This window comes from Brevundimonas sp. NPDC092305, assembly GCF_044755415.1.
Lineage (GTDB): Bacteria > Pseudomonadota > Alphaproteobacteria > Caulobacterales > Caulobacteraceae > Brevundimonas.
Window position 1 is genome coordinate 542,848 of sequence record NZ_JBIVQY010000001.1, and the last position, 20,639, is coordinate 563,486.

Sequence of the window (20,639 nt, forward strand, 5' to 3'; positions counted from 1 at the left end):
AGCCATGGACCAGTCGACGCCTTCCCGCAGAACGGTTTGCGCCCTTGGCGGCGCGGCGGCGATTTCGGTCCTTGCCCCGGCGGTCCATGCGCAGCCGGCGGCGCCCGTCGCGACGACCCGGCATGGGCGGGTGCGCGGCTACCTCGATCGGGACATCAAGGTCTTCAAGGGCGTGCGCTATGGCGCCGACACCAGCACGCGGCGCTTCCGCCCGGCGGTAAAGCCGGAGGCGTGGAGCGAAATCCTCGACGCGACCGAATACGGCGCGGCGTCTCCGCAGAAGAGCAGCGAGCCGAACCAGAGCGAGGACTGCCTGTTCCTCAACGTCTGGACGCCCGAGCTGCGCGACGGCGGCAGTCGGCCGGTCATGGTCTATGTCCACGGCGGGGCGCATGCGAACGGTTCGGGGTCCAGCCCGCTGTACGACGGCGTCGCCCTGTGCCGGCGCGGCGATGTCGTGGTCGTGACGCTGAACCATCGCCTGAACGTGTTCGGCTACAACGGCTTGGGCCAGCTGCTGGGCGGGGAGTTCGCGAGGTCTGGCAGCGTGGGAAATCTGGACCTGCTGCTGGCCCTGGAGTGGGTGCGGGACAACATCGCCGAGTTCGGCGGCGACCCGGGCAATGTGATGGTCTTCGGCCAGTCCGGCGGCGGGGGAAAGCTGGTGACCCTGATGGCCATGCCGTCGGCGGCGGGCCTGTATCACAAGCTGATCACCATGAGCGGCCAGCACGTCACGGCCATGGGCCCCCGGCATGCCGAGCTGCGCATCCGGCGGGTGCTGGATCATGTCGGCCTGACACCCGAGCGCGCGGCGGAGCTCACGACCCTGCCGACGGCGCGGCTGGTCGAGGTCCTGCAGATGGATGATCCCATCGAGAAAGGGGACATCTACTTCTGGTCGGTGATGGACCACGACACCCTGCCGCGACACCCCTTCGTGCCGGACGCGCCGAGGGAGTCGGCCCATATCCCGATGATCATCGGCAATACGCACGACGAGGGCAGGGCCTTCACCGCGGGCGACGCCTCCAACTTCAGCCTGACGTGGGACACGGTGGCGGCGAAGCTGGCTCCAGAGCTGGTCGTCGACATGAACGCGCAGTTCGTCGTCGACTGGTACCGTCGCCAGTTTCCCGAGATGTCGCCCAGCGACGTCTTCTTTGCCGCCGTCACCTGCGGGCGATCGCGGCCGGGGCATCTGATACAGGCCGAAGAGCGGGCGAAGCTGAACGGGCCGACGTGGATGTACCAGCTGAACTTCGGCTCGCCGGTCGATCCGCGACTGCGCGCCTACCACAGCTTCGACATCGCCCTAGCGTTCGACAACTGCGACAAGCCGACGTCGAAGACAGGGACAGGCCCGGAGGCGCTGCGCGTGGCCGAGGCCATGAGCGAGACCTTCATCGCCTTTGCGCGGACGGGCGATCCGAACAACCGGGCGATCCCGGCTTGGGGTCGCTATACCCTGCCGGAACGGGCGACGATGATCTTCGACGTCGACAGTCGGGTGGAGAACGATCCCCGCGCCGATGAGCGCCGCCTGTTCCAGACGGCGCCCTTCCTCAAGCAGGGGACCTGATCAACGGTCCCACGGGAAGGCGAGAGAGGGCTGGTTCACGTAGCGGTCCATGGCGAGCACCAGTCTCGCGCCGGCGCCGGGCTCCAGCCGCAGGGTGAAGTGATCGCCGTCGACCGGATGGCGGGTGTCCCCGATCGCGACCGATCGGATGCGGTGCTCGCCGTAGCCCCCGCCCTGAACCACGACGGTGCGGGGTTGGGTGGGGCTGAGATTGATCAGGGTGACGGCGGTCTCATCGGCGGTCATGCTGTCCACCAGCGCCGCCACATCTTCGGGCACGCCGGCGCGGCCACGGGCGGGGTCGAAGTAGCGCAGGCGGGCGTAGAGGGGCGAGCCGCCCGATCCGGATGAGGTCGACGACCACGCGGGCCGCGCAATGTGCAGCGCCCCCATCATGGTCTGCATCAGCGCCGTCACCTGCGCCGGGTTCTGGTCCATGACCGCGTCGGCCAATCGGGTGTCCGGCGCCGTCGTGTCCTTACGCTGCGCGTCGGCGCGCTTGTAGACCTCGGCCAGATCCTCGCGCAGCGCGGTCGCCGGGTAGTCGGCGTTGCGACCTTCGAGGTAGCTGACCCACGGATGATCGGGCGCGCGACGGCGGTCGCTCTCCTTCATCGAGAACCACCAGATATCCAGCGTGTTCGCCTGGTTCAGGCCGTTGCGCCAGCCGTACCAGCCTTCGGGGCCATACATGCCCGGTGTCTGGACCTTGCCGTCGACCGTGCGGCGCTGGGCGTTGATCCGGTCCGTCTGGCGTCGCCAGGTGTCCAGATACTTGTCGTCGCCGGTCAGCAGATAGGCGTTGAAGAAGCCGAGGATCGTGCGTTGGACGCGGTTTCTGTCTTCGCGCTGACCGTTTGACGGATTGATCGGCGAGAAGCCCCAGCCATAGGCCCCGCCCCACCACCTGCCGTCGGCAGCCGAACCCGTCGCGCCGTCCAGTCCGACATTCGAGGGCAGGATGTCGTCGTTGGCCCGCGCCCTTTGCGCCCACGCATCGACATAGCCCAGCAACCAGTCGCGATATTTGGGCTCGTGCTCCAGCATGTAGGCGTTCAGCGCCAGGGTCGTGGAGAACAGGTTCAGCGGATGGTCGCCGACGACGTCGGTGTACTCTTCGTAGTGCTCCAGAAACTGGGCGTAGGAATCCTCGCCGTGGCCCAGATGGAAGCCCCGCGTGTCGAACGGATCGCCGGCCCAATCCAGCGCGGTCGCCTTGCGCAGAAGGGGACCCCGGCTGCCATTCATCAGGCTGCGTATGATCTTGTGTTCGGGATCATAGTTCGGCGCGTCCGGATCCTCGCCCATGTACAGGCCGGCGAAGCGTCGCGCGCGGTCACGGAAGCGGGGGTTGTAGGGATCAGACAGGCCCTGAACGTTGAACAGCGTCATCTCTTCGGAGTGATGCTGCCAGTCGTTCTGAACGTGGAACTCCTTGTAGAACATGCCCTGACGGCCGATCTCGACATCGACCGTCTTCGCCGCCGTAAACTGGCGGAGGTGGCCTTCCCACGCCTGGGTGTACATGGCCTTGATGCTGTCGGGCGCACCCAGCGCATGCAGCTGGGGCCAGTCGTTGACGTTCTCGATCGTGTCGTCGGGGCCGTCGTTGGCCCCCCAGCGTTCGAAGTGCAGGAAGTAGCCGCGCTCGTCGAAATAGCGCGCGTAATAGACGGCGCAGGCTTCGGCCGAGACGCGTAGCAGCTCGCGCTGCAACAGGGCCCAGTCGGGCGCCGCCATCGGCGAAACGATACGCACGGTTTCAGCGGCGCGAACCGGTGCGGCGGCCGCGCCGAGTGCGACGGCGGAAGCGCCCGCCAGAAATGCGCGACGGCTGGATTTCATCGGCTCAGCCCTCCGAAGACTTGAGCGTCAGACGCTCGATCTTGCCCGTGATCAGGAAGTAGGCGGCGATCACCAGAATGCAGTGCAGGCCCACGAACCACAGACCCCCGTCGAACGACCCGGTCGCCGAGACGATGTAGCCGATGACGATGGGCGTCACGATGCCGGCCGTATTGCCGAAGGTGTTGAAGATGCCGCCGGTCACGCCGATGAACTCTCGCGGCGAGGTATCGGATACGACCGCCCAGCCCAGCGAGGCGATGCCCTTGCCGAAGAAGGCGATGGCCATGACCACGATGACCAGCCACGATTCCTGGATGTACGCGCAGGCGATGATGGCGGCCGACAGGACCATGCCGATCAGGAGCGGCGTCTTGCGGGCGATGGTGAGCGAGCCGGTCTTCTTCAGCAACTGGTCCGAAATGACGCCGCCAAGAACGCCGCCCACGAAACCGCACAGGGCCGGGGCGGCTGCGGCGAAGCCGGCGTCCAGGATCGACAGGCCACGCTCCTTGACCAGATAGATCGGAAACCATGTGACGAAGAAATAGGTCAGCACATTGATGCCGTACTGGCCGATGAAGACGCCGATCAGCATGCGACTGCCCAGCACCTGTTTGACGTTGTGCCAGTTGAACGAGGCGGACTTCGTCGCGGCGCTGGTCTCCATGTTGATCAGGCCGCCGCCGGCCTCGATGTGGTCCAGCTCGGCCTTGTTCACGCCGGGATGGTCGGCGGGGCTGCTGATCACCTTCCAGAAGATGATGGCCGCCAGAATGCCGAGGCCGCCCATGACAAAGAAGACCGAGTGCCAATCGAAGGTGTGGACCAGCCACCCCATCAGCGGCGCGAACGCCACCAGCGAGAAATACTGGGCCGAGTTGAAAATAGCCGAGGCCGTGCCGCGCTCCGATCCGGGGAACCACGCGGCGACCAGTCTGGCGTTGCCGGGGAAGGAGGGCGATTCCGCCAGACCGACGGCGAAGCGCAGGGCGAACAGGGTCGCAACGACCGCGCCGCCTGTGATGAAGCCGGAGAAGCCCTGAAACAGGGTGAAGAGCGACCAGAAGGCGATCGCCAGTGTGTAGATGAGTTTGGTGCCGAACTTGTCGAGCAGGGCACCGCCCGGGATCTGGCCCAGCACATAGGCCCATGCGAAGGCCGAGAGGATGTAGCCCATCTGGATCGGGCTGAGCCCCAGATCTCCGGACGCCGCATCGCCGGCGATCGAGAAGGTGGCGCGGTCGGCGTAGTTGATCGTGGTGATCACAAAGATCAGCAACAGGATCCAGTAGCGCATCCGGGATCGGGGGGCGGGCTTGGCCTCTGTCTGCGGCTGGGTCATTCGCGGCCTCCCGATGGGCGAACCGGCGGCGCGGGGCCGTCGCGGATCGCGTTTCCTCTCACGCCTCTTCGGACGTCTGGCGGCACGATAGGGACCGGGGATAGGCGGCGTCTAAGCCAAAACGACTATGGATCGATCCAGATGCGGCATCAATCAGCCACGGCCTGGGTCGCCCGATGCGTCCGCGACGGCGTGCCGCACAGCTTCACTGACGCGCTCGTCGCGGCGCCGTACAGATCGGTTCACATCCTGCATTGGTCCATGCCCGATTGGGATTGGCCTGTCAGGGCGGCCCCGCGCATGTTTCGCTCGAAGCCTTCCACCGTTCGGCGGACGGCGACAGTCGGGCCTGAAACTGGTTCGGCGATCCAATAATGATCCGCGATACGCGGGCATGGGGAGGTTATATGACGATGCGCACCACGCATGGATTCCGTAAGTCTCGTTCCGTCGGCGTTTCGGCCCTCGCCCTTTCGGTCGCACTGATCGCCGGCGTCGCGCAGGCGCAGGAGGCGACCCCGGTGCAGGAAGACACCACCCAGGTCGACGACGTCATCGTCACCGGCTTTCGCGCCTCGCTTCAGAACGCGCTGAACATCAAGCGCAACGAGAGCGGCGTGGTCGACGCGATCAGCGCCGAGGACATCGCCGACTTCCCCGATCTGAACCTCGCGGAATCCCTGCAACGAATCCCCGGCGTCGCCATCACGCGCCGCTCGGGCGAAGGCCGCCAGATTTCGGTGCGCGGCCTCGGTTCCGACTACACCCGCGTTCGGGTGAACGGCATGGAAGCCATCGCGACGTCGTCGGGGACCTCCAACTCGGGCGGCACCAATCGCGGTCGCGGCTTCGACTTCAATATCTTCTCATCCGACCTGTTCTCGAACCTGATCGTCCGCAAGACGGCGTCGGCGGACGTCGATGAAGGCTCGCTGGGCGCTACCGTCGATCTGAACGCGTCGAAGCCGTTCGACTCCAGCGGCCGCCGCCTCGTTCTGTCAGCACAGGGCAGCTACAACGACCTCGCCGGTGATGTGACGCCGGGCTTTTCGCTGCTCGCCAGCGACCGGTTCATGGACGACAAGCTCGGCCTGCTGTTCTCGGCGTCCTACGACGAGCGCCACCTGATCGAGGAAGGCGCCAACATCACGCGCTGGGTCTACGGCGGCGCCAACGGCGGCTGGAACCCGGCGTCGACGGTGGCGGGCGTCACTCTGGCCCAGCTCAATCAGAACCTTACGAGCCCGAGCGCCTGGGATCCGGCCGTTTCAGAGACGGCCATCTACCATCCGCGTATTCCCGCCTATGCGAGCTACGACACCTCCTCCAAACGACTGGGCCTGTCGGGCGCGCTGCAGTTTCGTCCGACGGACGCGACGCTCATCACCCTTGAGGCGCTGTACTCCAACTTCGAAGGTGAGCGGCTGGAATCCCAGCTTCAGGCGATCGGTCTGAGCCGCCCGGGCGTGGGCAAACCGCAGTCGATCATCCGCAGCGGCATCGTCGAGGGCAACAACCTGGTGCAGGCCAACATCGACAACGTCGATCTGCGCACACAGTCGAGCAACAATCAGGTCAACACCGAATTCCAGCAGTTCACGGCGGTGGTCGATCACGAGTTCAGCGATCGGGCTCGCGTGAAGTTCGTCGCCGGTCACTCCGAGTCCGCCTACAGTGATCCAATCGCGACGACCGTGACCTTCGAGCGCATCGACTCCGACAATTTCACCTACGATTTCCGTCCCCGGATGATGGGGATGAACCTCGGTTTCGACGCCACCGATCCCGCCGCCTGGGCCGCGGTGCCCGGGCAGTCGGAAGTGCGCCTGACGCCGGAGTGGGTCGACAACAGCTTCACCACCTACAAGCTGAACGGCGAGTACGATCTGGACGGCGGCGTCACGCTGAAGGGCGGGGTGGACTATCGCAAGTTCGAGTACGGGTCTCGCGCGCTGCAGCGGGTGAACACCTCTGACGTGCCGGCTATTCCAGGCGGGGCGGGGATCGCCGCCCTGTCGAGAATCTTCGAGTTCGACAAGGGACTGGGTCTGCCCGATAGCGCATTGCGGGTCTGGCTGGCGCCCGATCTGCAAGCGTACGACGACACTTACGACATCTACAGCGGCACAGGCATCTGGGCCCTGCAGGAGAACACCGGCTCACGGGCCGATGTGACCGAGGAAACGAGCGGCGCCTATGTTCAGGCGGACTTCGAGTTCGACCTGTTCGGTCTGCCGTGGCGCGGTGACGTCGGCGTCCGCTACTTCAAGACCGATCAGGCCTCGAGCGGCAATGTCATCCGCGGCACGGGGCGGGAGTATGTGACGGTCGAGAACAGCTACGACATGTGGCTGCCGTCGTGGAACCTCGCGGTCGACTTCCGCGAGGACCTGATCGGCCGGGTCAGCGTGGCCAAGACGATCGCTCGCCCCGGGCTGGGCTCGCTGTCTCCCGGCGGCAATGTGACGGTGCAGGGCGCCAACCGGAACTACTCCTCCGGCAACCCCTTCCTTGATCCGACGCAGTCCAAGAACGTCGACGTCTCGCTGGAATGGTACCCGCAGAGTGGAGCCGTTCTCGCGCTGGGCCTGTTCTACAAGGACATCGACACCTTCGTTCAATCGCTCCAGCGGTCGGCGGTCTACAACACCCTCGGTCTGCCGGATTCCCTGCTGGACGGAACAGTCGCGACGCCTGACATGGTGTTCCAGGTGACCCAGCCGATCAACTCGCCCGGCGGCGAGCTGAAGGGCTTCGAGGTCAACTACCAGCAGCCTTTCACCTTCCTGCCCGGCTTCTGGTCCGACTTCGGCCTGCTGGCGAACTACACCTATGTGTCATCTGACATCGAGTATCTGACCTCCACGAACGGGACGGGGCCGGTGATCGACGCGTCGCTGATCGGGTTGTCGAAGACGGCGTGGAACGTCACGGTCTACTACGAGAACGACACCTTCAGCGCCCGCGTCTCCGCCGCCTATCGCGACCCGTACCTGACCGCGGTTCCGGGCGCCGATTTCAACAGCTGGCAGGGCACCAATGCGACGACCAACATCGACGCCCAGATGTCCTACAACCTGACCGAAAACGTCCGGCTCAGCGTCGAAGGTCTGAACCTGACGGACGAGTACGCCGATCTGTACGTCGATCGGGACAATCGCCTGAACGCCTACACCCACACCGGCCGGCAGTTCGTCGTGGGCCTCCGCTACACCTTCTGACGGTCGCTTCTCTCCCCTGAGCCGTCTGACCGGGCCCTTCGCGGCCCGGTCTTTTTTTGCGCTCAGGCGGTCGGCAGACGACGGCGGGATATGACCGTGACGGCGGGCCCTTCGAGACCGGGCTTGCGCTCGATCACGCTAGACGTGCGGCGCACGACGTCTCCGACCCTGACGGTGGTGTCGACCCTGAAGTGATCGGAGGTGACGCCTAGAAGACCACCGGCGCTGAAGGCCATAGCCTCTTCCTGTCTCAGACCGCCGCGCGAGCGGGCGTCGATGACGCGCCTCACCGCTGCGGGATCCTGCAGCAGGATCTCCAGCAGAGCCCGATCCGCCGTGTTCAGGTTCACCCGAGCATCCGCCGGCAGGAAGGTCACATAGGGCGCGAGCCGTTGAAGCTCGGCCGGGTCGACGCCGGCGGTGCGCAGGGGGCCGTCATCGCGAAGCGGGCCGAGGGTGGAGATGGTCAGGGCGATCAGTTCGATGGTCGGACGCGGCACACCGGCCGCTTCTGCGATGTTCAGCAGGGCATAAGCCGAGACGGCGTCGCCTCTGGCCACCGAGTTGATGTTGAACCGCGCCTGCTCGTCGGCGATCGTCAGGGCGAACTCGCCGCCGGGGATGCTGATCGCCTGCTGGCCGATGGCGGCCCACGGTTCGTCAAGGGTGTCGATGGTCGGCGCGGTCAGTGCATCGCGGCGCAGGGCGACCACGGCGGACAGCTCGCCCGCCCGGCCATAGGCCTGGGCCTGGGCGGCGTCGTGCAGACGGATCGCGCGGCGGACCTGCATGTCCTGCGCGACGATCATCACGGTGACCGCCGCCGCGGCGATGGCGACCACGATCAGCACGTTGAGCAGGATCATGCCCCTGCGATCGTCGCGACGCGAACGCGGGATCACGGCGCGATCTCCGGCGTCGCCACGACGCGGCGAAGGGTGGTGGGGCGACCGTCCGGTCCCATCAAGCCGAGGTTCAGCGCGACGGCGCGGACAGCCGGCAGGGCCGGAGCGGCCGGGTCCGTCACAGGCAAGGCAGGAGCGGTCGCGGGCGCCCAGCCCAGCCCGGCAAGGCGAAACGACCATTGGGCTGAACCGACGCCTCGCAACAATGGCTGGACCCGCTCTCCCATCGGCCCGGAGACCGTTCGCGTCAGGGCGTCGCCTGCGCGGGCGTAGCGGACGATCAGCGGCCTGCCGGATGCGTCGGTCTTCTGGAAGACGAGATTCTCGCCCCCGCCTTCGATCGTGCCGCTAACCTGATCGAGGTCCGAGGCGATGACGAACATCGCCCGCTGGATTTCTGACATGCGCGACAGGCGGTCGTCGGTGCGGGCCTGGGTGTCCAGAACGGTGCGCGCCAGACTGAAGCCCGCGAGCGCGATCAGGGCGAAAAGGCCGAGTGCGACGATCACTTCCACGAGGGTGAAGCCGGCGCGAGCGGATCTGGGCTTGCGGCGGCGCGTTCTGTCGGCGATCAGGGCCCCCGACGGCGCGGAGAGAGACCATGTTCGGCGTTTGGCGGACCCGGGACGGCGATCAGTTGCACGGCGCGGGGGCATTTCAGTTCGAGCGCCTGTACGTGCGGGTCACCCCGTGGAAGATCGTGCTCGGCGCCACCGCTGTCGGTGCGTATCTGCTGGGCCTGCTGGTGTACCTGCCGGCCGAGGCCGCGGTGGGGACGAAGGGCGATACGGTCGGTACGGTCTGGCGAGGGGAGACGGCGCTGGAGCCCGGTTTCGCCCTCGGCTGGACGACGAGGCCGGTGCGCTCCGTCGTCGCGCTGGCGCCGGCGGCCGATCTTCGGCTGCACGGGCCGGAGACGGAAATCCTCGCGGACGCCCTGTGGCGATCCCATGCGCTGGTGCTGCGCCGGGCGGAGGGCGCCGGATCGTTGCGGCTGATCAACGCCATGACCTCGGCCCTGCCATTTACCTGCGATGGCGAGATGACGCTGGACGCGACGGATCTGGCGATCGGCGGCGGCGGGACCGGCGAGGGCAGGCTGCGGACGAGCCCGGCTCGCTGCGTCGGCGGTGGCGTGACGACCACGCCTGCCGCCTTGACCGGCGATCTGACGTCGGATGCGGAGGGTTCGGGTCTGTCGCTGCGCGGACCGGACAATGCCGAGCTGGTGCGCGCCCGCATGGCCCGCGACAGGACGGTGAGCCTGACGGTCACGCCGGCGGGTGCGGCGGTCCTTCCCGGCATGGCGGCCTCGACCGTCGGGATCCGCTGACGCCGGGGGCTCACAGGCCCGCCAGATTGTTCAGGTTGATGATGGGCATCAGGATCGCCAGCACCATCAGAAGCACGACGCCGCCCATCACCAGCAGAACCGCCGGCTCGACGAGAGCAACCAGCGCGGTGACCAGCTGCTCCAGATCCTGCTCCAGATCGGCCGCCGCGCGCTCGAGCCCCGGTCCGAGACGGCCGCTCTGCTCGCCCGAGGCGACGACGGCCAGAAGCATGCGCGGGAAGACCTCCGCCTCTGACAGGGCGCGCCTCAGGCTGGCGCCTTCGCGAACGCGCTGGGTGGCGTAGAGGGCGCGCTCGCGCACATAGGCGTTGGGCGTGACGGCTGCGGCGGCGCGCAGGGCGTCTACCAGCGGCACGTCGCTGCGCACCAGCGTCGCCAGACTGCCCGCGAACCGGGCAGCGTTGAGCTGGCGTGTGAAGCCCCGGAACGGCGGGGTGTTCAGGCGGAAGCGGGCGAAAGCGCGGGCGTTGGCGGGAACGGCCAGCCAGCGGTTCCAGCCGAAGCCGAGTAGAGCCATGAACACCAGTAGCGGCAGCCCGAAGCTCTGCACCGCGCCGCTCAGCCCGATGAGGGCCCGCGTCAGGAGGGGGAGGGCCGCGCCGCGCGAGACGAAAACCTTCACGATGTCCGGCACGACATAGACCAGCAACAGGGTGATCATCAGCAGCGACACCCCGGCCAGCAGCGCCGGGTAAAGCAGGGCCAGCTGGATCTTGCGGCCGGCCTTCTCACGGGCGGCCACGAAGTCGGTCAGGTGGGCGAGGACCTCGGAAAGGCGGCCCGACTGCTCGCCCGCCGCGATCGAGGCGCGGAAGTATTCGGGGAAGACGCGTGGATGGCGTTCGAGCGCGGCGGCGAAGCTCTGACCCTCGACGATGGACGAGGCGACCTCCATCAGGATCGGCCCGATCGGCTGGTTCTCGTGTTCCTGGCCGACGATGCGGACCGCTTCCTCGATGCGGATGTCGCTGCCGATCATGGTGGACAGCTGGCGTGTGGCGGCGGCGAGGCTGCGGGCGGAAACACGGCCACCAAAGCCGGGCAGGGACAGGCCCGGAGCCTTGGTTCCCGCGCGAGGCTGGGCGCTGACCTGTGTCGGCAGCAGACCGAGGTCCCGGACCATGGCGCGCGCGGCGGTTTCGCTGGTCGCCTCGACCATGCCGGTCAAGGCGCGGCCGGACGCGTCGACCGCCTGATAGCGCCAGCCGGCCAACTCAGCCGTCCTCGCGCACGACGCGGACGACCTCGGCGACGGAGGTCATGCCCGCCGCGACCTTGGCCGCGCCGTCGTCGAGGATCGAGCGGCTGGACTTGCGGGCGTGGCGGACCAGATCGGCCTCGGAGGCGCCGTCGTGGACAAGAGCCTGGAAGGCCGCATCGATCTCGATCACTTCGTAGAGGGCTGTCCGGCCGCGATAGCCGTCGCCGCGGCAGTTTGGGCAGCCGACCGGCCGGAAGACGCGAGAGCCGACCGGAACCGCACCCGCCGTCAGCTCGGCATCGGCGGCGTCAGCCACATCCTCGCGCCGACAGTCGGGACATAGCCGGCGCACCAGGCGCTGGGCGATCAGGCCGGTCAGCATGGGAGCCAGCAGATAGGGCTCCACGCCCATATCGATCAGGCGGGTTACGCTGCCGACGGCGGAGTTGGTGTGCAGGGTCGACAGCACCAGGTGCCCGGTCATGCTGGAGCGCACAGCCACCTCGGCCGTCTCCTGATCGCGGATCTCCCCGACCATGATCACGTCGGGGTCCTGACGCAGGATGGCGCGCAGGCCGCGTGCGAAGGTCAGGTCGATCTTGGCGTTGACCTGCATCTGGCCGACGCCATCCAGCGCGTATTCGACCGGGTCCTCGACCGTCATGATGTTCCGCTTGCGATCGTTCAGCTCGGTCAGGGCGGCGTAGAGGGTCGTCGTCTTGCCGGAACCGGTAGGGCCGGTGACCAGAACGATGCCGTGCGGCCGGTGCACCATGCGGCGCAGGGCCGACAGGTCGCGTTCGTCCAGTCCGAGGTGGCTGAGGTCCAGCCCCGAGGTGTTGCGGTCCAGCAGACGCATCACCACGCGTTCGCCATGCTGGGTCGGGATGGTCGACACCCGCACATCGACGTCCATGCCGCCGATCCGCAGCGTCACCCGGCCGTCGTGAGGCGTGCGCTTCTCGGCGATGTCCAGCCGCGCCATGACCTTGATGCGGCTGACCAGCAGGGGCGCGAGCGATCGGGGCGGGCTGATCACTTCACGAAGGACGCCGTCGATGCGGAAGCGCACGACCAACCGGCGTTCCTCTGTCTCGATATGCACGTCCGACACGCCCTCGCGGACGGCCTGCAGCAGGATGGCGTTGATCAGCCGGACGACCGGAGCGTCGTCGCGGCTGTCCAGCAGGTCGTCGATGGCGGCGGCGTCCTCCGCAAGGGCATGCAGATCGCTTTCGTCCACAGCGATATCTGCGGCGGCGTCGGCGGCGTCTCCCGCCCGGTTCCGCAGCAGGGCGTCGAAGGCGGCGTCGTCGAGGACCTCGAACCGGACCGGCCCGTCGTGCAGGCGGCGGACTTCCAGCAGGGCGGCGAGCGGCGCCGACCGGCGATGCAGGCAGACGGGACCGTCGTCCCGCTCGTCGATCATGACGCCATTCCGGCTGGCGAAGCCGTAGCCGACGCGGAGCGGCTCCCGATCAGTGGTCAGAGGTTCGGCGGTCATGGGCGGGTCGCCATCAATGTCAGGTCCACAACGCCGGGTTGCCCGGTTGCGGTCAGCTGCAGGCTGGAGACGGTGATCCCTCCGCGTTCAAGCGCATCCACAAAAGCGGCGGCTGAATCGAAACGGGTGTCGGTGGCCGTTGCGGTCACCCGGGCGCCGTCTCCGGCGATCTCGACCGTCAGGGATTGCTGGCTGGCGCCCTGCCGCACGGCGTCGATGAGCGGACCGGAGACGGGGGGCGAAGCCGGCTGAACCGCGCCTGAGGGCGCGGAGCGGAGGCGGGCCTGCAGGCTTTCGTAGAGGGCGATCCGCTCGACGGCGTCTCGTCGGGCGGCAGCGAGCGGCTGTATCACGCCGTACCATCCGACGGCGGCGAGACCGACCAAGGCCAGGACGCCGAGCAACAGCCGCTCGCGCGCAGAGCGGCCCTCGATCCAGGCCTTGCCCTGTTCCAGTACGGGGGCGGTGCGGGCGGTGACCGCGGCGATCATCGGGCCGCTCCGGCTATGGTGATGACAGCGTTCGCTCCGCCGACGGTCGTCGGCTCGGCGGCGGCGCGGGCAGGCAGGGCGGCCCGGTTCAGGGTCGAGACGGCGCCGTCCAGCGCGGCCGCGTCCGGCGCGGTGACGGCCAGCGTAAGGTTGCCGTCGTCGTAGCTGACGGTGCGATAGTCGAGGGCCTGACGTGTCAGGGCGCGACCTGTGCGCCCGAGCAGGCGCGTCGCGGGGCCGTCGCCGGCAGCGGCTGCGGGTGCGATCTGATCCACTGCGGCGGTCAGATCCGGCGCCTCGGCAAGACCCGGCTGACGCTCCGAAAGCAGCCGCCGGGTCTCCGCCTCGCGCCGGTCGGCCATGCCGCTAAGCGCTGCGACGTCGACGACGGCGAGGGCCAGATGGGCGGCGAACCCGGCGGCGGCGACAAGGGCGACCGCACGCCACGGCGAGCCCTTGGCCCGGGCGGCGGCGTAGCGGCCCTGTCTGAGATCGATCGGCGGGATGAAGAGCGTGGGATGCGACACGCCGGGCGCCTGCAGGCTGAGCTCGTCAAGCCCGTCCCGCATGAGATCCGGCAGGGGGTCGCCCTCTGCGATCAGCCCCGGACGGCCCGCGGCTTCCCACGCCATCGGAAGGGCGTCGACGTCCAGCGCAAAGCCCGCGCCGTCATCCGTACGCACCACCGCCCGCCCGCTATCGACGGCGACCCTCCATGCGCTGACGGGCGGCAACGGCAGCGCCAACGCGTCGGGCAGCAGGACGCATTGCTCCAGTCCCGATTTCGCCAGCTCTGCAATCCAGAGCTGCATGTCGGAATGCCCGACGACGGCGCACAGATGGCGGTGCGCCGACACCTCCATGCCCAGAGCAACATGCACCCGGTCCAGCGGCTCCGAGATCATGCCTTCGACCGCGAAGGGGGCGGCTTCGATCCGTTTACGGCGCGATGCGAGGGGTAGATCGATTACAACTGTCAGAAATTTTTCTGACGGAACCAAGACAATCAAAGGCCCGTCCCACGCCTGATTCAGCGGAACCGCCCCGCCTGACTGGATTCGCCAGAGGCCGGATTTGACGATCGTTGTTCGCCCCGAATGGGTGCGCTCGGCAGCAGTCTGCATTGGGCTTGGTTCCCCGACTGGGGGCGGTCTATAGCAGCGACGGGCGGGTGATCGCTAGCTGAGAGATGTGATGTTTACGCTACCACGCAGTCGGCGGCGTCGGCGGCAGGGGCTGACCCTTGTCGAGATGATCGTCGTGCTCGCCATTATCGCTCTGGTTGCGGTCATGATCGTGCCGAACGTCATCGGTCGTCCCGATCAGGCGCGCGTCACCGTGGCCAAGACCGATCTGAAAGCGATCGCGGCGGCGCTGCGGATGTACCGTCTCGACAACGGCGATTACCCCACGACCGAACAGGGTCTGAAGGCGCTGGTCGAGCGGCCGGCGAGCGATCCGCAGCCAGCGAACTGGAACAGCGAAGGCTATCTGCCGGAGCCGCCGAAGGACCCTTGGGGTCGCGACTACGTTTACCGCAGCCCAGGCCAGACGGCCGGTTTTGATCTGATGTCCTACGGCAAGGACGGCGAGCCGGGCGGCGAGGGTCTGGACGCCGATCTGACAGATCGATCGCGATAGTGTCGATGCGCGGGGGCGGGACAATCGAACATCGGTCCGGCGCGCGCGCCGGCATGACGCTGGTCGAGATGCTGATCGTCCTCGTCATCGTTGGCGTCTGCGCGGGCATGGTGGTGCTGAGCATCGGTGGGCGCAGCGAGGCCTCGGCGCAGGTCGAGGCGAACCGTCTGGCCGAGCGCCTCAGGTTGGCGGCGGACGACGTACTGGTGGACGGCCAGCCGGTCACGCTGCGGATGACGGGTACGAGCTATGAGCTGGCCGGTGCAGCGTCCGATGACGGCCGGTACGACCTGCCGCGCGGCGTCCGCCTGTCCGGAGAGTCAGACACGGTGGTCGTCGATCCGGATGGAGCGACGCCGCCCAGTCGCATCAACGTGCGCGATCGCGATCACCTCTGGACTGTGGACTTCGATGGGCTGAACGCGGTGGCGCGCCCGGTTGCGGAAGGGCGGGGCTGATGCGCTCGCAACGTACCCGCCGCACTGGCTATTCCCTGATGGAGGCGATCGTCGCCCTGTTCATTCTGGCGATCGCCTCGGCCGGCCTGCTGGTCGCGACCCAGGCGCATGTCGATGGCGTGCGAGGTCTTGAGGACCGTGTGGTGGCGCAGTGGATCGCGGAGAACCGTCTTGCGGAACTGTCGATCGGCGACGCGCCCGCCGACGATGTCCGCATGATGGAGGTGGACTGGGCCGTGCAGGTCGACCGCGGCGCGACGGACGATCCGGACCTGCAGGCCGTCGATATTCTGGTCAGCCGTCGCGGGGCAGCGTCGCCCGCGGCCCGTCTGAGCGGCTTCATCGATACGGGGGCGGTGTCGTGAACGGCCTGCTGCGATCCCCGACCTTCTGGTTCCGGCTGGTCAGTCTGGTCGTTGTGGTCAGCGTGGCGCTCGGCGTCGCGCGCCTGACGTGGCGGCTGGTCGGCTGGGATGATGGTCGCGAGACGGTCTGGACCCCGGCGGCGCTGGCGCCGATGGGTGGTCAGGGCGGCGGCGAGCTGGCGTCCATCCTCGGCTGGGCGCCCTTTGGCGGCGGGGGCGGTTCGGACGGGTTGCCAATCTCCAATCTGGGTCTGGTTCTGAAGGGCGTGGTCTATGCGCCGGCTGGCGGCTCGACAGCCCTGATCTCGGCGGGCGAGGGCCCGGTTCAGATTTTCTCGGTGGGAGATACGCCGATCGGGTCGGCGATCATCGAAGCCATCGAGAGCGATCGGGTCATTCTCAATACAGGCGGCCGTCGTGAGGCGCTTCTGCTGCCCCAGGCCGCAGGTGCGCCGGGATCGACGTCGGCGGCAACTCCCGTGGTTTCGGGGCCCGCCGCGACGCCCGCTGCGGCTCCGGACGCCCAGCCAGCGCCGACAGCCTCATCCCCGGTAGGTAGCAGCCCCACAACTGCGACCCGGACCCCGGGATCCGCGACCTCTCCCGCTGCGGCGATGACGACTATGGGCGTGGCGTCATCCCCGCAAGGCTATGTCGTCAGCGCCGACTCCCCGCCTCAGATCCTGCGCGCAGGCCTCAAGGCCGGCGATGTGATCCGCAGCCTGAATGGCCAGACGCTCGGCGATCCGACGCGCGACCGACAGGTGTTCGAAAGCGCGGCCGGCGCCGGCCGCGCCCGTGTTGAAATCCTCCGCGACGGTCGCTCCATGACCCTCACCGTTCCGCTCAGATAGGCGACGATCCGTGTACAGACAGTCTCGCAACGGCATGATCTGCCTGATGGCCCTGATGATGGCCGCGCCGCCCGCCGCCGGCGTCGCCCAGACCGCGCCCGCCGCCGTTCAGGGCGAGGTCGTCGTCAATATGCGCGGCGTCGACATCCGCGACGTCACCGAACAGATCGCCCGCATCACCGGCCGCACCATTGTGCTCGACCCCAATGTCAGCGGTGTCGTGACCGTGGTCTCGGCGGAGCCGCTGTCGGCCAACGGGGTGTGGGAGCTGTATCAGACGGTGCTGCGCACTTACGGCTTCGCGGCGGTTCGCAATGGCGCGGTATGGCGCGTGGTGCCGCAGGCGACCGTGATTCAGAACAGCGCCTCGGCGTCTGGCGACTCCGGCCAGCAGGTGATCACCCGGCTGATCCGCCTGCGCAACCTGCCCTCCGATCAGGCCGCGCGCGCCCTGCGCCCGCTGGTCGCCCAGTTCGGGTCGCTGGAAGCCGTGACCAATCCGAACGCCGTCGTCGTCACTGACTACGCCGATAACGTCCGTCGCATCCAGCAGGTCGCGCAAGCGCTCGACAGCGGTGGCGGCGAGGCGTTCGAAAGCCTGACCCTGCAGCACGCCAGCGCCGAGGAAGTCGCCGAGGCCATGCGCCAGTTGTTCGGCGAGGAAGCCGGCGGCCCCCGGGTATCCGCCGATCCGCGCAGCAACACCGTGCTGGTGCGCGGCACCGCCGAGGACATCGCCCAGGCGCGGAGTGTGGTCAGTGCGCTCGACCAGCCCGGCGGCGCCTCGCCGATCACTCGCGTAGTCCGCCTTCGCAACGCTGATGCAGAAGGCGTGGTCGACATCATCCGGGGCCTCATGGGCGCCGAGCCGACCGCCACCAACGCTGTCAGCCGCAGTCTGCGCAGCGGATCGGGGCTCGCCAGCCTCAGCGCCTCGCGTCGACCCTCCCCCTTGACGCCCGCCGCCACGAACGACGCTGCGCCCGCGCCCGCGGCCGCTGAAGACCGCACGCCACGATCCACCGGTTTCGCTCTGGACGACGTCACCGTTCAGTCCGCCAGCGAACTCAACGCCGTGGTCATGCGCGGTTCGCCCGCGACCGTTCAGATGATCCAAGACCTGATCGTCGAACTGGACGTGCGCCGTCCGCAGGTCGTGATTGAAGCCGCCATCGTCGAAATCACCGGCGAGCTTGGCGAGCGGCTGGGCGTCCAGCTTGCGGCCGGCGGGGCTGTGCCGGGGACAGGCGTGGTCGGCGGATCTTCCTTCACCCAGGCCGGCACGTCGCTCGGCACGATCCTGCAGACGCTTGGCGTGCCCGGCGCTGCCGCCCTGTCCGAGGGGCTGAACCTCGCCGCCGGCCGCGAGGGCGAGTTCGGCGTTCTGCTGCAGGCCCTGTCGAGCGTCAGCAGCGCGAACCTGCTCTCCACCCCCAGCATCACCGTGCTGGATAACGAGGAAGCCGAAATCGTCGTCGGCCAGAACGTGCCCTTCCGCACCGGCGCCTTCGCTACGGACGGGAATACGGTGAACCCCTTCACCACCATCTCCCGCGAGGACGTGGGCGTCACCCTGCGCGTCACGCCACGCGTCCATGACGGCGATGTCGTCCGGCTGGAAGTCAGTCAGGAGGTGTCCTCTCTGGTGACCACCAATGTGTCGGGCGCGGCCGACCTGATCACCAATCGCCGCAGCGTCGACACGACGGTTCTGGCGGACAACGGGCAGGTCATCACCCTGGGCGGCCTGATCACCGACGACCGGCAGGCGAGCGATGGCAAGGTGCCGGGTCTGGGCGACATCCCCGGCCTCGGCGCCCTGTTCCGCTCGCGGCGGGACACCCAGACGCGCCGGACGCTCTTCATCTTCCTGCGGCCAACGATCCTGCGCAGTGCGGAGGATGTACGCCTCGACGCCCAGCGCAACTACGACCGCCTGCGCCAGCAGGAGACCGCCGCGCCCAACCCTCGACTGGATCGGGAAGAGGTCGTCGCGCCCCGTCTGCAGCCCGACGTTGGCGAGGTCTTCTAGCCACCCCGAGCTTTTCCAACCCGCGTCCCGATTGCGTCTTTCGGCTCCCAGCAACCCGTGAAAATGTGCCCAGATTGGAGAAGGTAACCGGTGGCAATCGGTAAAAACCTCGCACGGGAGAACGAAAATGGCGCGTCAGCATCGGTTTGGCCGAACAGCGGCAGCGTGGGCGACGATGCTCGCAGGCAGTCTGATCGTCTCGTCAGCCGCGATGGCGCAAGACGCTGGGTGGTATGAGCAGGGCGGGTTCAAGCCTCTACGGCGGGTCGCGCTGACCCTGACCAACGATCTGGATGAGCCGCGCACGAACGCGCCGGTCACCATCCTGCCGGATCAGGTTCCCGAGCTGCGGGGCCTGCAGGAAATGTACGTCACCGTGGTCGACCCGGCGGGCGAGCCCCGCCCGGAACCCGACGCCCGCCAGCGGGCGCAGGAGGGGCCCCACGGCTTCCTGAAGGAGACCAACGGCCGGGCCGTGTTCTTCCAGATGGATGACCTCGACAAGGACGGCATCTGGGACGAGCTGTTCTTCCAGATCGACCTGCAACCGCACGAGACGAAGACGGTCTACGCCTACATCGGCTTCAACCAGCGCGGCTGGAATCCCCATGGCAGCCACGCCGCGATCGGCAGCTATGCGCGGCACCAGATCCCGTTCTGGGAGTCGGAAAATGTCGGTTGGAAGCTGTGGTTTCCGACCGACGTGGACGTCTACGGCAAGCGTCAGCCGCTGCTGATGTCCAACCGGCTCTATATGGAGAACCTCGACGGCTACGCGGTGTCCTACATCGATCCCGCGCTGGGATCGGACATCATGTCCGTCGACAACTCATTCGGCGGCGGCGGCATCGGCCTGTTCGAGCATCCGACCGAGCCGACCCGCGTCTCCAAGCCCCGGTTCACCCCGCAGAACACCGAGGTCGCGGAGACCAACTTCAATCTCAACCAGATCGACGACACACGGTACGCCTTCGAGGTGGTGGTGAACGGGCCGGTGCGCAGCATGATCAAGGTGCGCACGATGAACTGGCGCACGGGCGAGGGCCTTTACGAGATGGAGCAGGTCTACACCGCCTACGCCCACCAGAACTATTCCACGGCGCGGGTGACCTACAGCACCTTCCAGCCCGAGGACCCGGGCACGGCGTTCGCGGCGGCGATCCGTCGGCACGGCAATGAGCAGATCGCCTACCAGCAGGGCGGCGTGGTCATTACCGGCGGGGCCGAGGCCATCCGGAACCCGGACGATCGCGACTCCGCCCAGAACGCCCTGACCGTGGACTTCGCCGGGTCGGCCTTGGTGGTGAAGGATGTCTATCGGCCGGAGTACGTCTTCGTGCCCGACTATCAGGGCAACCACGCCTTCCGCATTCCTGTGACACCTGACCACAGCTTCGAATACCTGATCGCCGCGGCGTGGAGCGAAGGCGCCGTTCTGAACACCCGGCAGGCGTTTCAGGACTACGTCATCAAGACCGCACGTGAGTACAACAGCCCGGTCCGGCTGGCGGGCGAAACGGCCGAAGCGAGGCCCTGACCGACATTGTTCAGGCGGCGGGCGCGTCCGCTTCGGCGATGACCCGCCCGTCAGAAGACAGGCTCAGGTGAGCGGTCCAGTCCTGATCAGTCGCCACGGGACCGATAGCCACGACCGACAGGCGTCTGGCCTCCCCGGCCGTCAACGTCACGCGACCGCCTTGCCGGGTTCTCGCCGAGCCGGCGGCGGACTTTCGCGTCACCTCAAGAGAGAAGTCGCCGGACAGGTCGAATTCTGATTTCGCCCACGCCGCGAGGTCGACGACGCCGTCACTCCAAGTCGGTTCGATCCAGACGACAGGCAT

General features: G+C 67.6%; 18 protein-coding genes. 9 read left to right on the plus strand and 9 right to left on the minus strand.

Annotated features, from left to right (window positions below; all coding sequences use genetic code 11):
* The first annotated feature begins 4 nt into the window (after positions 1-4).
* Positions 5-1,582 carry a carboxylesterase/lipase family protein gene (locus ACIQC9_RS02675; protein WP_400612125.1) on the plus strand — a complete coding sequence of 526 codons (1,578 nt, stop codon included), beginning with the start codon at positions 5-7 and terminating at the stop codon, positions 1,580-1,582.
* On the opposite strand, the gene ACIQC9_RS02680 is transcribed toward ACIQC9_RS02675, so the two are convergent.
* Positions 1,583-3,427, minus strand: a complete 1,845-nt coding sequence (locus ACIQC9_RS02680) for a hypothetical protein (protein ID WP_400612127.1) — start codon at positions 3,425-3,427, stop codon at positions 1,583-1,585. It lies immediately after the preceding gene.
* Between the two features lie 4 nt (positions 3,428-3,431).
* Complete coding sequence (locus ACIQC9_RS02685) at positions 3,432-4,772, minus strand: MFS transporter (RefSeq protein ID WP_400612129.1); 1,341 nt, start codon at positions 4,770-4,772, stop codon at positions 3,432-3,434.
* Between the two features lie 413 nt (positions 4,773-5,185).
* Here ACIQC9_RS02685 and ACIQC9_RS02690 point away from each other — a divergent pair, with 413 nt between their 5' ends.
* Complete coding sequence (locus ACIQC9_RS02690) at positions 5,186-7,993, plus strand: TonB-dependent receptor (protein ID WP_400612131.1); 2,808 nt, start codon at positions 5,186-5,188, stop codon at positions 7,991-7,993.
* Between the two features lie 62 nt (positions 7,994-8,055).
* Here ACIQC9_RS02690 and ACIQC9_RS02695 read toward each other — a convergent pair whose 3' ends face one another.
* Entirely contained in the window at positions 8,056-8,895 is an 840-nt protein-coding gene (locus tag ACIQC9_RS02695; protein WP_400612133.1) for a general secretion pathway protein GspK, read from the minus strand.
* Positions 8,892-9,554 (minus strand): type II secretion system protein J, encoded by a 663-nt coding sequence (locus ACIQC9_RS02700; RefSeq protein ID WP_400612135.1) that lies wholly within the window; start codon positions 9,552-9,554, stop codon positions 8,892-8,894. The genes ACIQC9_RS02695 and ACIQC9_RS02700 overlap by 4 nt, the downstream gene beginning before the upstream one ends.
* Between ACIQC9_RS02700 and ACIQC9_RS02705 the strand changes: the two genes are divergently transcribed.
* Positions 9,500-10,231: a hypothetical protein gene (locus ACIQC9_RS02705; protein WP_400612137.1), complete on the plus strand. Its 732-nt coding sequence runs from the start codon at positions 9,500-9,502 to the stop codon at positions 10,229-10,231. The two genes, ACIQC9_RS02700 and ACIQC9_RS02705, sit on opposite strands and share 55 nt — an antisense overlap.
* Positions 10,232-10,241: 10 nt before the next feature.
* Here the strand turns inward: ACIQC9_RS02705 and ACIQC9_RS02710 are convergent, their stop codons facing one another.
* From ACIQC9_RS02710 to gspL, 4 genes are read right to left on the minus strand one after another with little or no spacing between them, the layout of a single operon-like run.
* Positions 10,242-11,465, minus strand: coding sequence for a type II secretion system F family protein (locus ACIQC9_RS02710; protein WP_400612139.1), 1,224 nt, complete (start codon positions 11,463-11,465; stop codon positions 10,242-10,244).
* A gap of 1 nt (position 11,466) precedes the next feature.
* A complete protein-coding gene (gene gspE / locus ACIQC9_RS02715; RefSeq protein ID WP_400612141.1) occupies positions 11,467-12,957 on the minus strand; it encodes a type II secretion system ATPase GspE in 1,491 nt (496 codons plus the stop codon).
* Positions 12,954-13,448: a type II secretion system protein GspM gene (gene gspM, locus ACIQC9_RS02720; RefSeq protein WP_400612143.1), complete on the minus strand. Its 495-nt coding sequence runs from the start codon at positions 13,446-13,448 to the stop codon at positions 12,954-12,956. Before gspM ends, gspE begins: the two co-directional genes overlap by 4 nt.
* A complete protein-coding gene (gspL, locus tag ACIQC9_RS02725; protein ID WP_400612145.1) occupies positions 13,445-14,572 on the minus strand; it encodes a type II secretion system protein GspL in 1,128 nt (375 codons plus the stop codon). Before gspL ends, gspM begins: the two co-directional genes overlap by 4 nt.
* A gap of 70 nt (positions 14,573-14,642) precedes the next feature.
* Here gspL and gspG point away from each other — a divergent pair, with 70 nt between their 5' ends.
* The 6 genes from gspG to ACIQC9_RS02755 all read left to right on the plus strand — a co-directional run bounded on the left by gspG (position 14,643) and on the right by ACIQC9_RS02755 (position 20,335).
* Positions 14,643-15,089: a type II secretion system major pseudopilin GspG gene (gspG, locus tag ACIQC9_RS02730; protein WP_400612147.1), complete on the plus strand. Its 447-nt coding sequence runs from the start codon at positions 14,643-14,645 to the stop codon at positions 15,087-15,089.
* A gap of 5 nt (positions 15,090-15,094) precedes the next feature.
* Positions 15,095-15,547 (plus strand): prepilin-type N-terminal cleavage/methylation domain-containing protein, encoded by a 453-nt coding sequence (locus tag ACIQC9_RS02735; RefSeq protein ID WP_400612149.1) that lies wholly within the window; start codon positions 15,095-15,097, stop codon positions 15,545-15,547.
* Positions 15,547-15,912: a type II secretion system minor pseudopilin GspI gene (gene gspI / locus ACIQC9_RS02740; RefSeq protein WP_400612151.1), complete on the plus strand. Its 366-nt coding sequence runs from the start codon at positions 15,547-15,549 to the stop codon at positions 15,910-15,912. Before ACIQC9_RS02735 ends, gspI begins: the two co-directional genes overlap by 1 nt.
* Entirely contained in the window at positions 15,909-16,766 is an 858-nt protein-coding gene (locus tag ACIQC9_RS02745; RefSeq protein WP_400612153.1) for a type II secretion system protein N, read from the plus strand. The genes gspI and ACIQC9_RS02745 overlap by 4 nt, the downstream gene beginning before the upstream one ends.
* A 10-nt stretch (positions 16,767-16,776) precedes the next feature.
* Entirely contained in the window at positions 16,777-18,798 is a 2,022-nt protein-coding gene (gene gspD / locus ACIQC9_RS02750) for a type II secretion system secretin GspD (RefSeq protein WP_400612155.1), read from the plus strand.
* Between the two features lie 127 nt (positions 18,799-18,925).
* Positions 18,926-20,335, plus strand: a complete 1,410-nt coding sequence (locus ACIQC9_RS02755) for a DUF4861 family protein (protein ID WP_400612157.1) — start codon at positions 18,926-18,928, stop codon at positions 20,333-20,335.
* Positions 20,336-20,345: 10 nt separating this feature from the next.
* Here the strand turns inward: ACIQC9_RS02755 and csgH are convergent, their stop codons facing one another.
* Positions 20,346-20,639: a curli-like amyloid fiber formation chaperone CsgH gene (gene csgH / locus ACIQC9_RS02760; RefSeq protein ID WP_400612159.1), complete on the minus strand. Its 294-nt coding sequence runs from the start codon at positions 20,637-20,639 to the stop codon at positions 20,346-20,348.